The sequence below is a fragment of the Candidatus Delongbacteria bacterium genome (genome assembly GCA_041675285.1).
In the GTDB taxonomy this organism is placed as follows: domain Bacteria; phylum CAIWAD01; class CAIWAD01; order CAIWAD01; family CAIWAD01; genus CAIWAD01.
The window spans coordinates 14,703-29,402 of the sequence record JBAYTZ010000017.1 but is presented as its reverse complement, the minus strand read 5'-3'; the positions used below and the strand labels follow the sequence as shown (position 1 = coordinate 29,402).

General features: G+C 66.8%; 11 protein-coding genes. 9 read left to right on the top strand and 2 right to left on the bottom strand.

Features of this window, described 5'->3' with window-relative positions; translation table 11 throughout:
* Positions 1–29: 29 nt before the first annotated feature.
* Positions 30–734, bottom strand: coding sequence for a hypothetical protein (locus WC326_14015; GenBank protein MFA7332180.1), 705 nt, complete (start codon positions 732–734; stop codon positions 30–32).
* Between the two features lie 490 nt (positions 735–1,224).
* Between WC326_14015 and WC326_14010 the strand changes: the two genes are divergently transcribed.
* From WC326_14010 to WC326_13990, 5 genes are all read left to right on the top strand, one after another.
* Positions 1,225–2,565 carry a right-handed parallel beta-helix repeat-containing protein gene (locus WC326_14010; protein MFA7332179.1) on the top strand — a complete coding sequence of 447 codons (1,341 nt, stop codon included), beginning with the start codon at positions 1,225–1,227 and terminating at the stop codon, positions 2,563–2,565.
* A gap of 184 nt (positions 2,566–2,749) precedes the next feature.
* The gene (locus tag WC326_14005; GenBank protein ID MFA7332178.1) at positions 2,750–3,631 is read left to right on the top strand and encodes a T9SS type A sorting domain-containing protein; all 882 of its coding nucleotides are present in this window, start codon (positions 2,750–2,752) and stop codon (positions 3,629–3,631) included.
* A 234-nt stretch (positions 3,632–3,865) separates the two neighbouring features.
* A complete protein-coding gene (locus WC326_14000; protein MFA7332177.1) occupies positions 3,866–4,738 on the top strand; it encodes a T9SS type A sorting domain-containing protein in 873 nt (290 codons plus the stop codon).
* 238 nt (positions 4,739–4,976) lie between these two features.
* Complete coding sequence (locus WC326_13995) at positions 4,977–6,458, top strand: T9SS type A sorting domain-containing protein (protein MFA7332176.1); 1,482 nt, start codon at positions 4,977–4,979, stop codon at positions 6,456–6,458.
* 351 nt (positions 6,459–6,809) lie between these two features.
* The gene (locus WC326_13990) at positions 6,810–8,282 is read left to right on the top strand and encodes a T9SS type A sorting domain-containing protein (protein MFA7332175.1); all 1,473 of its coding nucleotides are present in this window, start codon (positions 6,810–6,812) and stop codon (positions 8,280–8,282) included.
* Between the two features lie 68 nt (positions 8,283–8,350).
* Here the strand turns inward: WC326_13990 and WC326_13985 are convergent, their stop codons facing one another.
* Entirely contained in the window at positions 8,351–9,325 is a 975-nt protein-coding gene (locus WC326_13985; GenBank protein MFA7332174.1) for a hypothetical protein, read from the bottom strand.
* Positions 9,326–9,538: 213 nt separating this feature from the next.
* Here WC326_13985 and dnaB point away from each other — a divergent pair, with 213 nt between their 5' ends.
* The 4 genes from dnaB (at position 9,539) to WC326_13965 (ending at position 14,665) form a co-directional block, all read left to right on the top strand.
* A complete protein-coding gene (dnaB, locus tag WC326_13980) occupies positions 9,539–10,990 on the top strand; it encodes a replicative DNA helicase (GenBank protein ID MFA7332173.1) in 1,452 nt (483 codons plus the stop codon).
* Complete coding sequence (locus tag WC326_13975) at positions 10,990–13,203, top strand: bifunctional (p)ppGpp synthetase/guanosine-3',5'-bis(diphosphate) 3'-pyrophosphohydrolase (GenBank protein MFA7332172.1); 2,214 nt, start codon at positions 10,990–10,992, stop codon at positions 13,201–13,203. Before dnaB ends, WC326_13975 begins: the two co-directional genes overlap by 1 nt.
* Positions 13,204–13,847: 644 nt before the next feature.
* Positions 13,848–14,459, top strand: a complete 612-nt coding sequence (locus WC326_13970; protein ID MFA7332171.1) for a CoA pyrophosphatase — start codon at positions 13,848–13,850, stop codon at positions 14,457–14,459.
* A gap of 65 nt (positions 14,460–14,524) precedes the next feature.
* Entirely contained in the window at positions 14,525–14,665 is a 141-nt protein-coding gene (locus WC326_13965; protein ID MFA7332170.1) for a hypothetical protein, read from the top strand.
* Positions 14,666–14,700: the final 35 nt, after the last annotated feature.

The following is a 14,700-nucleotide window of genomic DNA, read 5'->3' as shown; positions in this document are numbered from 1 at the left end:
AGGGTCCCTTTCGGTTGTGGAATCAGCGCTCAGCGTCCGTCCGTGAAGCGCGCGCGCACCTGGTACAGGCGCTCTGGAACCGTCAGCGGCTCACTCCACCCGGTGGTCGTGGTGCTGTCCAGCAGCTCCCAGGCAGCGCCCCAGTTGGGGCGGCCGTAGATGCGGTAGTCCGCCGTCCAGCCCTGGGAGTTCCAGTCCAGCACCGCACGCGAATTCTCCAGATCGTGGCTGATCTGCAGCCCCAGGTCTGTGCAGGGGGCCTGCAGCGCGGCGGGCAGTTCCAGGGAGGGCAGGACGACGGCGTTCACGTCGAAGAGCAGGTGGGTGGCGGCCTGGAGGTCCACCACGGCGGGCTGCGCCAGCTGGACCTGCACGCGGAACACCATCCCGCTGCCCGTGACGTGCAGTCCGGGGCCCAGGATGGCGGCGTTGACGATCAGCTGGTTGTCGATGATGTCCCGCCAGAAGAAGGTCGGCCCACCGGATTGGAACCAGCTTCCCTGCTGGACCTGGGCTTCCACCAGCGTGACCTGGGTGGGGTCGAAGGGGATGCGGATGTCGTAGGATTTCAAGGTCTGCCCGGGCTGCAGTTCCACCCGAACCTCGAGCCAAAGCGTGGTGTAGGGTTCGGCGCACTCGGGCATGACCAGCCGCACCAGCGCTTGGGCCCGGGCGCCGGAAGCGGCCACTAGCAGGACCAACAGGCACAGAGAAGCCCTCTGGAGAACACTCATGTCGAACCCCGTAAAATCAGTATAGATGTGAGTCAACTGCCGCAAGGGGGAGCATCGCTCGCCGAACCGGATCACGGACACCCACAAGCCAGGGGGGCTGGAAGGCGGGGCATCCGCCCATGGTGGCGAGGACACCATGGGTGTGGCCTTGGCGGCAAGCTTCATGCCAGTAGCGCGGCACTCCACCCTGTGCCAGTATTAACACGAGCTTAGATCGGAATTCCGTCTATGCTTCAGCAATTGAACCAGGGCCAAGTGTCTAGAATCGGGCCAGTGAGAGGGCCCGAGTTGCGGAATTTCAGGCAAAGTCAAGAGAAAGTGATTTATCATCAATCTGTTAGTCTGACACCAGAGCAGAGCGGTGCCGCAGTCGATTGGGTCGGATCTTGAACAGTGAGAACAGCCTCGTCACATCCCGGCTGTGAGCCCGCTCACATGCCCGGGGATTGATACGTTGGGCCGCCCCGCCCCAAACCCAGCTGGAGTGCGCATGGCGCTGGAAGCTCCCACCCCTTGGCGACTGGCCGGCCTGCTGGCGGTCTGTCCGCTCAGCGCCGCCCTGGCCCTGGTCCGCCAGGTCCCGGCGGACTGGCCCACCATCCAGGAAGCCATGCAGTCGTCCCAGGATGGCGACACCATTCTGGTGGCCGCCGGCGCGCACGCCGGCCCGGTGGATTTCCTGGGGCGCGCCGTGCGCCTGGCCAGCGTGGCCGGAGCGGAGGCCACATTTCTGACGGCTCCGGGGGCGGGCTCCATCGTGCGCTTCGTGAATGGCGAAGGTCCCGGCTCCATGTTGGAGGGCTTTACCCTGAGCGGCGGGGAGGCCACGGGCGAGGCGGGCCTCTGCGGCGGCGCGCTGCGGGTCGAGAACTCCGCGCCGCTGATCCGGGGCAACATCCTGCGGGACAACGACGCCCTGCTGGGCGGGGCGGTCTGCCTGCTGCAGAGCGGCGCCCGGCTGGAGAACAACCGCATCGCGGGCAACCAGGCGGAGATGGGCGGCGGCGTCTACGTCCAGGGCGGCGCGCCGCTCTTCCTGGACAACCAGCTGCTGGACAACAGCTGCCATGGCGCGGGCTACGGCGGCGGCCTGGCGCTGGAGAACTGCGCGGCCACGCTGCAGGGCAATCAGCTCTGGGGCAATTCGGCCCGGCTGGGCGGGGCCCTTTCGTGCCGGGGCACGGGAGCAAGCGCCGTGCAGCTGCTGCGCAACAGTCTGGCGGGCAACTCCGCCAGCGTGGGGGGCGCCCTCTACCTCCACGACTGCCAGCCCGAGCTGGAAGCCTGCATCCTGGCCTTTTCCACGGCCGGGGAAGCCCTGTTCTGCAACGGCGCCGCGCCCGCGCTGCGCTGCAACCTCGTGTTCGGCAACGCCGGCGGGGACGAGTGGTGCGGCACGGATCTGGGCGGCAACCTCACGGCCGATCCGCTCTTCTGCGACCTCGCCGCCGGCGACTTGCGTCTCCAACCCGGCTCGCCGGCCTGGAGCACGGACTGCGGGACGGCCGGCGCCCTGGCCCTGGATTGTGACGGGCTGGACCTGCCCGCACCCGCGGCGCTGCGGCCCCGCGGACTCTGGCTGGACGCCCCGCATCCCAATCCCTTCAACCCGGCCACCCAGCTGGTCCTGCACCTGGACCAACCCGCCCCCGTCCGCCTGACCATCCACGACCTGGCCGGCCGGCGTGTGGCGCTGCTGCTGGACGGCCCGTTGCCCGCGGGCGTCCACCGGGTGTCCGTCCAGGCCGCCAGCTGGGCCAGCGGCCTCTACCTGGCCGTGGCGCAGAGTCCCCACGGCACCGCCACCCGCAAGCTCCTCTTGCTGCGCTGACGCGGCTCATCCGCCCCGTTCCGGTTGATTTGCGCCAAGGTGGTTCCGCTCCCGGCCCGCCGCCCAGCCGCGAACATCACTAAAACCATTCATGGACAACAGGATCACTCGTGTTCCGTCTGGGCACGGGATTGGCTTGGGCGCAGGGCGTGAAGACAACAACCACGCCATAGAGGAGATCACCATGTCCATGAATCGAACGGCACTTCTGCTTTGCCTGTCCCTGCTCAGCCTGCTAGCCCTGGCGCCGACGCCGGCCGCCGCCCAGGAGCCGGCCTACGGCTCGGGCATCGTGGTGGACGGCAACCCAGGCGAGTGGGACCTGGACGACGATTTCTTCTCCCACATGTACAACGGCGGCCGCAACACGCCCTCCTGGCCGGGCTACGCCATCCTCTCCACGCTCTACCTGCGCTACGACTGCGACGCCCAGCTGCTCTACGCGCTGGTGCTGGACGTGGAGAACGACGGCGAACTGGTCAACGTCTCGGCGGGCGACGCCTGGCTCAAGCTCTACAACGTCGGCCTGCCGGGCAGCAAGCTCATCGACGGCAACGGCGACGGCGGCACCACGCCGCGGGCCTTCCGCTGGGTGCGCACCATGCCCAGTGATCCCAATTCCCTGGTCATCGGCTACGAGGCCGTGGCCCAACTGGACGAAGCCAGCTACGCCAGCTTCGAGGCCCACCTGAAGATCGGTGGCGCCACCTCCTCCACGGGCAAGCACGCCCAGGGCAACGCCATCCCGCTGGTGCTGAACTGCGAGGCCGAGCCCCCCACGGTGGGCGCGGTGGAGCAGCCCGTCGACCTGAGCCTGAGCCCGGCCCATCCCAACCCCTTCAACCCGGCCACCAGCTTGACGGTCACCCTGGAGCGGACCGGTCCGGCCAGCCTGCGCGTCTACGACATGGCCGGCCGCCAGGTGGCGAGTTTGTTCGACGGCCTGCGGGCGGCGGGTCCGCAGAGCGTGCTCTTCCGCGCCGACGGCCTGCCCAGCGGCGTCTATTTCGCCGTGCTGACCAGCGAACAGGGGGTCACGTCTCAGAAGCTGCTGCTGCTTAAATAGTTCGACATACATCCGGAGCTTGAAAGGCGGGCTGCGGCCCGCCTTTCGCATGCCTGGGCTGCCGGATTCCGCACAGTCCGGACAGTGGAAGACAAAGCTGGGGCGTCGAAAACTTATGCAGGCCTAAGAAAATCAATGACTTGCGAGGTCGTGAAGAAATGGCATCGGGTTTGCAGTTTGAGTCGCGCCCTGAAAACTGCACTATTCAACATCAGACCAGAAAGTGGGGACTCCATGTCCTTCAATCGACGCATCCTCCAGGTCAGCCTGCCGCTGCTTTGTCTGCTGGCGCCGTTGACCACCCCGGCCCACGCGCTGGAGCCGGCCTACGGCAGCGGCATCGTGGTGGACGGTCAGCCCGGCGAGTGGAACCTGGCCACGGACTTCTTCTCCGAGATGTACAACGCCGGCCGCTACGACATGAACTGGGGCGGCTACGCCGTGCTCTCGACCCTCTACCTGCGCTATGACTGCGACGCCAAGCTGCTCTACGCGCTGGTGCTGGACGTGGAGAACGACGGCGAACTGGTGGACGTCTCCGCCTCCGAGGCCTGGCTCAAGCTCTACGGCATCGGGCTGGCGGGCAACCTGCTGATCGACGGCAACGGCGACGGCGGCACCTTGCCGCGCGACTTCGAGTGGGTTCGCACCATGCCCAGCGATCCCAATTCCCTGGTCATCGGCTACGAGGCCGTGGCCCAGCTGGACGAGGGCGACTACGCCGACTTCGAGGCCCATTTGAACGTGGCCGGCGCCACCTCTTCCACGGGCAAGTACAGCCAGGGCAACGCCATCTCCCTGGGCCTCCGCTGCGCGCCCACCGTGGACGCGGACGCGCAGCCCGCGGCCTTCCGCCTGAGCCCGGCCCAGCCCAATCCCTTCAACCCGGCCACCACCCTGACGGTGGAGCTGGCGCAGACGGGACTGGCCAGCCTGAAGGTCTACGATCTGGCGGGCCATGAAGTGGCGAGCCTCTTCGATGGGATCCTGGCCGCCGGCACGCGCAGCGTCCCGTTCCAGGCCGGGGCCCTGCCCAGCGGCGTCTACGTCGCCGTCCTGCAGAGCGCGGCGGGCCTGCAAAGCCAGAAGCTGCTGCTGCTCAAGTAAGCGCCACCCTATCCGGTTGCAAAAGAGGCGGGCTTGGCCCGCCTCTTTTATTCTGCACAGCCCGATTTCGAACAGTTGTCTTGTACTGTTTCGACAAAGCTGACTGGGGAGAGTTATGAGTCCCTAAGAAAATCAACGACTTACGGGTTTGAGTCAACCTTGGCACTGGGTTTGCGAAGCCGTCTGCGCCCTGAAACCTGAAGAAACCATTCATCCAAATCGAAAGAAGGATACCCCCATGTCCTTGCAGCGACTTCTCGTGCGCATCAGCCTGCCCATGCTCTGGATGCTGGCGGTGCAGACCTCTCCCACCTCCGCCCAGGAACCGACCTATGGCGGCGGCATCACCGTGGACGGCGACCCCGCCGATTGGAACTTGGGCGCGGATTTCTTTTCCGAGCTCAGCAATAGCGGCGTGGTGGACCCCGCCTGGCCCGGCTACGCCGTGCTCGCGCGCTGCTACCTGCGCTATGATTGCAACCAGGACCGGCTCTCCATCCTGGTGCTGGACGAGGCGGCCGACGCCGCCCTGCCCGTGGCGGACGCGGCCCGCGCCTGGGTCAAGGTCTACGGCCAGGGCTGGGGCGACGATTTGCTGATCGATGGCACCGGCGCCGGCAACACCTCGCCCCGCGGCTTCGCCTGGGTCCACCAGACCACGGGCGATCCCCTCTCTCCGGTCATCGGCTACGAGGCGTATGCCGAACTGCCGGCCAACGCCTACGCCAGCATCGAGGCGCAGCTGGGGTACGACGGCGCGCTGGCCTCCACGGGCAAGCACGTCTCCGGCTTCGACGGCGGCACCTTCAACGCCGAACTGGAAGCCCTGAACCAGACCGGCAGCACGCGGATCCGCGTGCAGTACCCCTTCAACGGCGGCCCGGCCTATTTCCCCAGCACGGAGATCGATCTGGACGGCGACGGCACGGCGGAGCTCAACATCCCCAGCTGGTGCATCGACACGGACCACACCATCAACCAGAACACCTGGTACTGCACCGAGCTGGTCTCGTCCTACAATTATCCCAACGGCCTGGACGACACGCGTTGGGAGAACCTGGACGTGGTCAACTGGATCCTCAACCAGGCTTTCGTGGGCCAGTCCTCCGGCGGCTTCGGCACCTACACCTACGGCGACGTGCAGCTGGCCATCTGGAGCGTCATCGACAACGCCAGCGCGCCCAACCACCTGGGATCCTACGACGCCAACCGCGTCGACCAGATCCTGGCCCTGGCCGCCGTGGCCGTGGGCCTGGACGACGTCGCGGTCACCTACGAGCCGCCCTGCGACGGCGTGGTGGGCCTGATCCTGGTGCCCACGGATTGCGGCAGCTCCTTTGGCCAGTTCCTGGTGGGCCAGATGCTGGTCTCCGAGTACCCGAACATCTGCACCTCCTACGACCTGCCCCTGCTGATCCTCTGCGACGGCATCACGGTGGGCGAGGTGGACCAGCCGAACGCCTTCTCCCTGGCGCCGGCCCAGCCCAACCCCTTCAACCCTGAGACGGTGCTCACCGTCGTGCTGCCCGAGACGGGACCGGCCAGCCTGCGCGTCTTCGACGTGGCCGGGCGTGAGGTCGCCACCCTGTTCGACGGCCTGATGGCGGCCGGCGAGCAGCGCGTGCGCTTCCGGGCGGAGAACCTGCCCAGCGGCGTCTACGTGGCCGTGCTCGAGAGCGCCGGCGGATTGGCCAGCCAGAAGCTCTTGCTGATCAAATAGCCTGGACGAGTCCGTCCCCCAAGACGGAGTCATGCACCCCATCCATCCCCCGTCGGCTCGGCCGGCGGGGGATTTTCTTGTGCGCCCGGCTGGGCCCGGGGAGGCGCGGCGGCTCCCGCAGGCTGGGGCAGATCCACCAGGGGCTGGTTGGATTCCCCCAGCGGGCGCTCCATCGAGGGTCCGGCAAGCGGTAGAGGACTGGAAGTGGAACTATATGAATGGCAACAAGATCACAGGGAATACCCATCCAAGAATGGAGCACGACCAAAGCTGGCACGCGAGTTGCCGAACAGGACAAAACGAAATGCCCTGACAAGACCGGAAAATCATAAATCAAAGCTGGAGAACGCTATGTTCCGCATGAAATTCGTTGGTGTTGCCGCGTTGGTTCTGGTCACTCTCGCCCCGAACGCCGCCCAGGCCCAGGAGCCGAACTACGGCGCCGCCGTGAGCGTGGACGGCGACCCCGCCGACTGGAATCAGGTCGAGGACTTGTTCGCCCCGCTCTATCTGGCAGGCGTTCCCGATAGCAACTGGCCCGGCTACGCCGTGCTGGCGCACAGCTTCCTGCGCTACGACTGCGACGCCCAGTTGCTGTCCATCCTGGTGCTGGACGAGTCGGGCGACGACCGGCTGCCCGTGGCGGACGCGGCCCAGGCCTGGTTCAAGGTCTTCGGCCAGGGTTGGGCGGACGACCTGCTGGTGGACGGCGCCGGCGCGGGCAACACGTCTCCGCGCCAGTTCGCGTGGGTCCACCAGAGCGCGGGCGATCCCCAGTCCCCGGTCATCGGCTACGAGGCCAGCGCCCAATTGACGGAAGCCGCCCTGTCCAGCATCGAGGCCAGCCTGGGGTACGCGGAGATTCCGGCCTCCACGGGCAAGCACGTCACGGGTTTCGATCACGACAGCTTCGAGGCCGGCCTGGCCGCGGTCAACGAGCTGGGCAGCACGAAAATCCGCGTGCACTTCCCCGTCGCCGGCGGCCCGGCCTACTTTCCCTCCACCGAGATCGACCTGGACGGCAACGGCACGGCGGAACTGGACATTCCCAGCTGGTGCATCGACACGGACCACACCATCAACCAGAACACCTGGTACTGCACCGACATGATCTCGTCCTACAACTATCCCGACGGCCTGGACGACACGCGCTGGGAGAACCTGGACGTGATCAACTGGATCCTCAACCAGGGCTTCGTGGGCCAGTCCTCCGGCGTGCACGGCACCTACACCTACGGCGACGTGCAGCTGGCCATCTGGAGCCTGATCGACGACAGCAGCGCGCCCAACAGCCTGGGTGCCTACAGCCCGGACCGCGTCAACCAGATCCTGGCCACGGCCGCCATGACCGTGGGGCTGGATGATCCCGCGGTGGGCTACGAGCCGTCCTGCGACGGCGTGGTGGGCCTGATCCTGCTGCCCACCAACTGCGGCTCCACCACCGCCCAGTTCCTGGTGGCCCAGCTGCTGGTCTCCGAGCTGCCCGTGCTCTGCGAGTCCTATGACACGGCCCTGGCCCTGGAGTGCGCGCCCATCGTCGTCGGCCACGACGGCCGGACGGAGGCCTTCGCCCTGGCGCCGGCCCAGCCCAACCCCTTCAACCCCGTGACCAACCTGAGCGTCACCCTGGCCGAGACCGGTCCGGCCAGCCTGAAGGTCTACGACATGGGCGGCCGCGAAGTGGCGACCCTGTTCGACGGCATGCTGGCGGCCGGCACGCGCAGCATCCAGTTCCAGGCCGGCGGCCTGCCCAGCGGGGTCTACATCGCCGTCCTGCAGAGCGCCGGCGGCGTCCAAAGCCAGAAACTCCTGCTGCTCAAATAGTCTGGTCATCCCCCCCGGGACGACGGATCCTCCTCCCCGCAAGGCCCGGCCCCAGCGCCGGGCCTTGTCTATTCTTGGGGAGCATCGTTCCGAAACCAGGCACGACTCCAACCGAGCAGGATCAAAGCCAAGCCGGGCCGGATTGCGGCCAGCCAATTGAAGGATTCACCGGGTAGGGCAAGAGCGCCATCCGGGCCGTCGGTGATAGTCGGCAGGTGGAATTGGAAGGGGCTTGCCACCAATGTGAAGAGCATGTAGACGATGGCCCCCAGCCAGGCGGCGCGCCGGCGGCGGAGCAAACCCAGGCCCAGGATCAGGCCCAGAACCCCGGTCAGGCATTGATAGACGCGCCAGAGTCCGACGCCTTCCCAGATTCCCAGCAAACGGAAGGAGGCCGCGCCCTTGAGCAGCAGCGGGTGTTGGCTGAAGATGAAGAGCACCCCGCTGGCACTGAGGACCAACGGCAGGCCCACCAACAGCACGGTCATGGGCATGTCGGTCCACGAGGGGTGGGGATCCAGCATTTCCACGGTGGCCTTCAGTCTGGGACGCCGGATGGCCAGGAGAAACAGGGCGGGCAGGACCAGCAATAGGACGCCGGTCATGGCAGCGCTGATGCGGAGTATGCCTGCGTCGAGGTTGGGAGGCGCCAGAAGAAGGAGCGTGCTACTGGTCGACACGCCGATGACCAGCAGCATCCAGGCATGAGCCTCGGCCAGATTGCGCGCCCAGCGCCGGGCGAAAAACAGACCCCCGCCCAGGATCAGCAGGGGCGCCGCCATCAGGAAGAAGGCCAGGACCGCGAGACCCCTGGAGGGCATGGCCTGGGAGTCGGGAGTCGGCGGGAGAGGCGCCACGAAGAACAGCGCTCCAATAGAGAGCATGACCAGTGCAACGGCCAGCAGCCAGCTGCCCAGCAGAAACAGCAGGCCGCGACCGGGTGGTGGCGGGAGTTCGGACGTGGTGCTGGACAGATTGGCGGGGGACTCGAAGAATTCCGGCTCTGCCGGGGTGGACGACGAAGACTCAGGTTCAACCTGCATGACGCGCTCCGTGCTAAGAGTGGGAGCGCAAGGTATTCAAGAATCCACCAAAATGCCCCTTCAATCCTCTGTGTCTCCGTGCCTCTGTGTTGAATCCGTCCCTCGAGCCGAACGAACCGCGCGGGCCGCGCACCGAACGCGAGGCAGGCGCTATCTTGGCGACCCGGCGGCCGATGGAGTTCCCGGAAGGCGGCGGACCACAAGGAGATCCCGATGGAGCGCGTTCCGGGCGTCCTGCCCCACAGCGAAGAAGCCGAAAAATCCGTCCTCTCCGCCATCCTCATCGGACCGGCGGCGCTGGACCGCGTGGTGCAGGTGCTGCGCGGCCCGGACGACTTCCACCAACTCGCCCACCGGCTGATCTACGAGGCCATGCTCGGCCTGGCGGACACGGGCTCGCCCTGCGACATCCTGTCCGTGGAGCGCGAGCTGAACCGCATGAGCCAGCGCGGCAAGTCCAAGGGCGACTGCCTGGCCGAGGCGGGCGGGCTGGACTATCTGCAGCAACTGGCGCTGGTGGTGGAATCGGCGGCCAACGCCGAGTATCACGCCGGCATCGTGCGCGAGAAGGCCCTCCTGCGGCAGATCATCCGCACTACCGACCGGCTGATGCAGGAGGCCTGCTCGCCGGGTTCCGACCCCACCGACCTGCTCAACATGGCCGAGAGCGACTTCTTCCAGCTGCACCAGGGCATCGCGTCCCAGGATTTCGTCGGCATGCGCCAGCTGATGGGTCGTACCATCGAATTGCTCGAAAAAATGGATGAGGGCCAAGGCCTGCTGGGTGTGGACACGGGCTATCACGTGCTCAACCACATCACCAGCGGCTGGCAGCGCACGGACATGATCATCCTGGCGGCGCGGCCCTCCATGGGCAAGACGGCCCTGGCGCTGAACTTCCTGCTCAAGGCCGCCCGCGTCGGCACGCCGGTCCTGATGTTCAGCCTGGAAATGAGTTCCGAGCAGCTGGCGTATCGCTTGCTGTCAACCGTGGCGGGCGTTGACAGCCGCACCATTCGCACCAAGCGCTGGGGAACGTCGGCAGACACCCACAAGCGCATCGGCCGGGCCGTGCAGGAGCTGGGGGACATGCCCATCTTCATCGATGAAACGCCCGGCATCGGCGTGGCCGAACTGCGCTCCAAGGCCCGGCGCGCCGTCAGCCTGCACGGCGTCAAGTTCATCGTGGTCGACTACCTCCAGTTGATGAACCTGCCCCCCCGGGCGGAGAGCCATCAGCTGGGCATCGCGCAGATCTCCAAATCACTCAAGGCGCTGGCCAAGGAATTGAACGTGCCCATCATGGCGCTCTCCCAGCTCAGCCGCCAGGTGGAGCAGCGCGGCGGCGACAAGCGCCCCATGCTCTCCGATCTGCGCGACTCGGGCGCCATCGAGCAGGACGCCGACCTGGTGCTCTTCGTCTACCGGCCCGAGATGTACGAGCAGACGGATTCCCAGGGCAACCCCACCGCCGGGCGGGCGGAGGTGATCATCGGCAAGCACCGCAACGGCCCCACCGGCGCGGTCTCGCTGCATTTCAACAAGGACATCGGCCTCTTCAGCGAACTCGACCTGAGCCAGGGCGCGGCGGAGGGCGGCCGGGCCGAGGTGGAGTTCCACGTGCCCGCGCGCCGGCGCCGCGGCGGCGAGGGGGGCGAGTCCTGATGCCACGCTTGCCCCAACACGACGCCACCCCCGTGGACGGCCCGCTGGACCGCGCTTACTTCGATCGCGAATTCGAGCTCCTGCTGGCCGTCTTCCACGAGTACATGCCCGAGGCGGGCGAGGGCCGGCTGCGCGCCGCCTACGAGTACGCCTACGAGCTGCACGACGGGCAGCTGCGCAACACGGGCGTGCCCTACATCGACCATCCCCTCCAGGTGGCCCGCATCCTGGCCCACCTGAAGATGGACCCGGACACGCTGATCGCCGGCCTGCTGCACGACACGCTGGAGGACTGCGCCGAGAAAGGCGTGACGGTGGGCACGCTGACGGAGCGCTTCGGCGAGCACGTGGCCATGCTGGTGGACGGCGTCACCAAGATCGGCGACCTCAAGTTCCGCTCCTTCGAGCACCAGCAGAGCGTCAACTACCGCAAGATGCTGCTCAGCATGTCGCGGGACATCCGCGTGATCTTCGTCAAGTTCGCCGACCGCCTGCACAACATGCGCACCCTGGACGGCCTCAAGCCCGAGAAGGCCGAGCGCATCGCCCGTGAGACACTGGAGGTCTACGCCCCGCTGGCCCACCGCTTCGGCATGGGTTCCATCAAGTGGGAGCTGGAGGACCTCTGCCTGAAGATCCTCGAGCCGGAGTTCTACCGCGAACTGGTGGAGAAGATCGACTTGAAGCGCGAGGAGCGCGAGGCTGTGATCGAGGAGGCCGTGGCCCCGCTGCGCCAGCGGCTGGCCGAGTACGGGCTGAAGAACTTCCGGATTTTCGGGCGCCCCAAGCACTTCCATTCCATCTGGACGAAGATCCACAAGCGCCAGAAGACCTTCGAGGAGATCCTCGACCTGTTCGCCGTTCGCATCATCGTGGAGAAGGTGGAGGACTGCTACTTCGCCCTGGGCGTGGTCCACAACCAGTACATGCCCATCCACGAGCGCTTCAGCGACTACATCGCCACGCCCAAGACCAACGGCTACCAGAGCCTGCACACCAAGGTGGTGGGGCCGCGCGGCCGCACGCTGGAGGTGCAGATCCGCACCCAGGAGATGCACCGCGTGGCCGAGTACGGACTGGCCGCGCACTGGATCTACAAGGAAGGCGGCAACGCCGACGAGCAGCTGGACCAGTTCTTCGCCTGGATCAAGCAGGTGCTTTCGGAGGACAGCCTGGAGGAGAGCTCGAAGGAGTTCCTCGAGGGCTTCAAGATCAACCTCTACCAGGACGAGATCTTCGTCTTCAGCCCCAAGGGCGACCTCTACAAGTTGCCGCGCGGCTCCACGGCCATCGACTTCGCTTTCGCCGTGCACACCAACGTCGGGCTGACCTGCATCGGCGCCAAGGAGAACGGGCGCATCGTGCCGCTGGACCAGGCTCTCTCCAGCGGCTGCACGGTGGAGATCATCACCTCCAAGACGCCCAGCGCCAGCCTGGACTGGCTGCGCATCGTGCGCAGCACCAAGGCGCGCAGCCGGATCAAGCGCTGGCTGAAGGAAAGCCAGTGGGCGCAGTCGGTGGAGCTGGGCGAGGAGGTGCTGCGCCGCGAGCTGGACAAGGCGAACGTGCCGCTCAAGAGCCCGGAGGTGGACGCTACGCTCCAGGCCCTGGGCTACTCCACACGTGAGAAGGGGCTGGCGGCCATCGGCAGCGGGGACCTGCCCATCGCCAACCTGATCCGGCGCATCGCGCCCCAGGAGAAGCCCGTCACCGAGGGCCTGCTCACGCGGATCTTCCGCCGGGGCAGCCGGGGCACGGACAACGCCGTGCGCATCCAGGGCATGGGCAACCTGGTGATCCAGTTCGCCCGCTGCTGCCAGCCGCTGCCCGGCGACGAGATCGTGGGCTTCGTGGTCACCGGGCGCGGCGTGAAAGTCCACCGGCGCAATTGTCCCAACATCAGCCAGATGCTCGCCCAGCCCGACCGGATGGTGGAAGTGGCCTGGGACAGCCCGCGCGACCAGCAGTTCAACACGCGCGTGCGGCTGGTGGCCCGGGACCGCAAGCACCTGATCCGCGACATCACGGAGACGCTCTCCAAGCTCGAGGTCAACATCCTCCAGTTCACCATGCGCAAGCAGGACGACCTGGCCATTGGGAAGTACATCCTGGAGGTGAAGGATCTGACCCACCTGACGCAGATCCTCAAGCGCCTGCGGGCGATCCCCAAGGTGATCCTGGTGGAGCGTCACGACCAGGGCGCCGACTGGTGACCCGCCACTGATTCCTCACCACAGAGACACAGAGACACAGACGATTTGCTGGACTTGGCCTGGGTCGGGCGTGGGACTTCCGGCAATCTGCCAGAGGGCTTGATCATCAGGGCCTCACCCCCATCCCGTCCTTCCCCCACTTCGCGGGGGAAGGGGTCGCGCAAGCGGACGTGGATGGGACGCGTGAGGTGAAGGCCTTCAGGCCTGAACCAGAACCAGGTGGTGACGCCGTCAGGCGGAACCAACTACGTGGCACGAGGAATGCGTGGCAGCGGCTAGCGGAAGGCCACCGTGAGGTGGCCTGACTCTAGCCGTTGAGAAAAAGCGCCTCTTTGGCTCCACCTTTCTGGCGCAAGCAGAAAGGTGGAAAACAAGGCCTCCGGCAGTCTCCGGGAGAACCAGTGAGGGCATGGGATTCCCCGGTCAAGCCGGGGGATGACAGGCGTTGGGCCACCTTTCTGGCGCAAGCAGAAAGGTGGAAAACAAGGCATCCGACAGATGAACAAGATGCGGTGAACCCCCATCCTAACCTTCCCCCTTGCAGGGGGAAGGGAATAGTGGATTACCCAATGACTCCGGCCGATGAAAAAAGCCCGCCCCCGGCGGGAACCGGCGCGCCGCCCCCGCCGTTCAGGGGCGTCCGTTTGCTGTGTCGCGACGGCCTGACACCGGCCCGGCTGGCGCCCGTGCTGGATCCCCTGCCCGCGGGGCCGCCCGAGTGCCGGGACGGGGAGCGGCCCGCTGCCGTGCTGCTGGCCCTGCGCCCGGGCCGGCGGGGTCCCGAGGTGCTGCTGGTGCGCCGCTCCGCGCACCTGGACGAGCACGCGGGGCAGATCGCCCTGCCCGGCGGGCGGATGGATCCCGGGGACGCGGATCCCGCGGCCACGGCCCTGCGCGAGGCGCTGGAGGAGGTGCGGCTGGATCCCGGCCAGGTCCGGCTGCTGGGCGCGCTGGGGACGATCCGCGTGCCCGTCTCGCGGCATCACGTGGTGCCCGTGGTGGGCTGGCTGGACGATGGGGCCAGGGTGGCGCTGGGCAGCGCGGAGAGCAGCGAATTGTGGTTCACGCCCGTGGCGGAACTGGCCGAGCTGGCTCAGCCGGCCTGGCTGCGCGGGCAGGCGGCCTGGGAGTTTCCCCTCCCCGGCGCCCGGGTCTGGGGCATGACGGCCTGGGTGTTGGGGGATTTCCTGCGGCGCCTGGACGATCTGGACACGCGGACGGCAGACCCGAACCCGGACCGCCAGTTTGCAGGATAGCTTGGAAGGCTTTACCATTGCGCGCCGGTCGCCGGTGACCGCGCGGATTCAGGACTGGAGCGAGCATGAGACGGTTTTTTCCCGCAGCTGCATTTTTCCTGCTGCTCATGGGCTTCCTCAACGGAGGCTGTGCCACCCGTGAGAGCTACAAGCTGTCGTTGGTCTTCACCTCGGATTGTACCGGCTACCTCGAGGACTGTGGCTGACACAGCAAGAAGCTTGGCGGTCTTGCCAGGCGTCA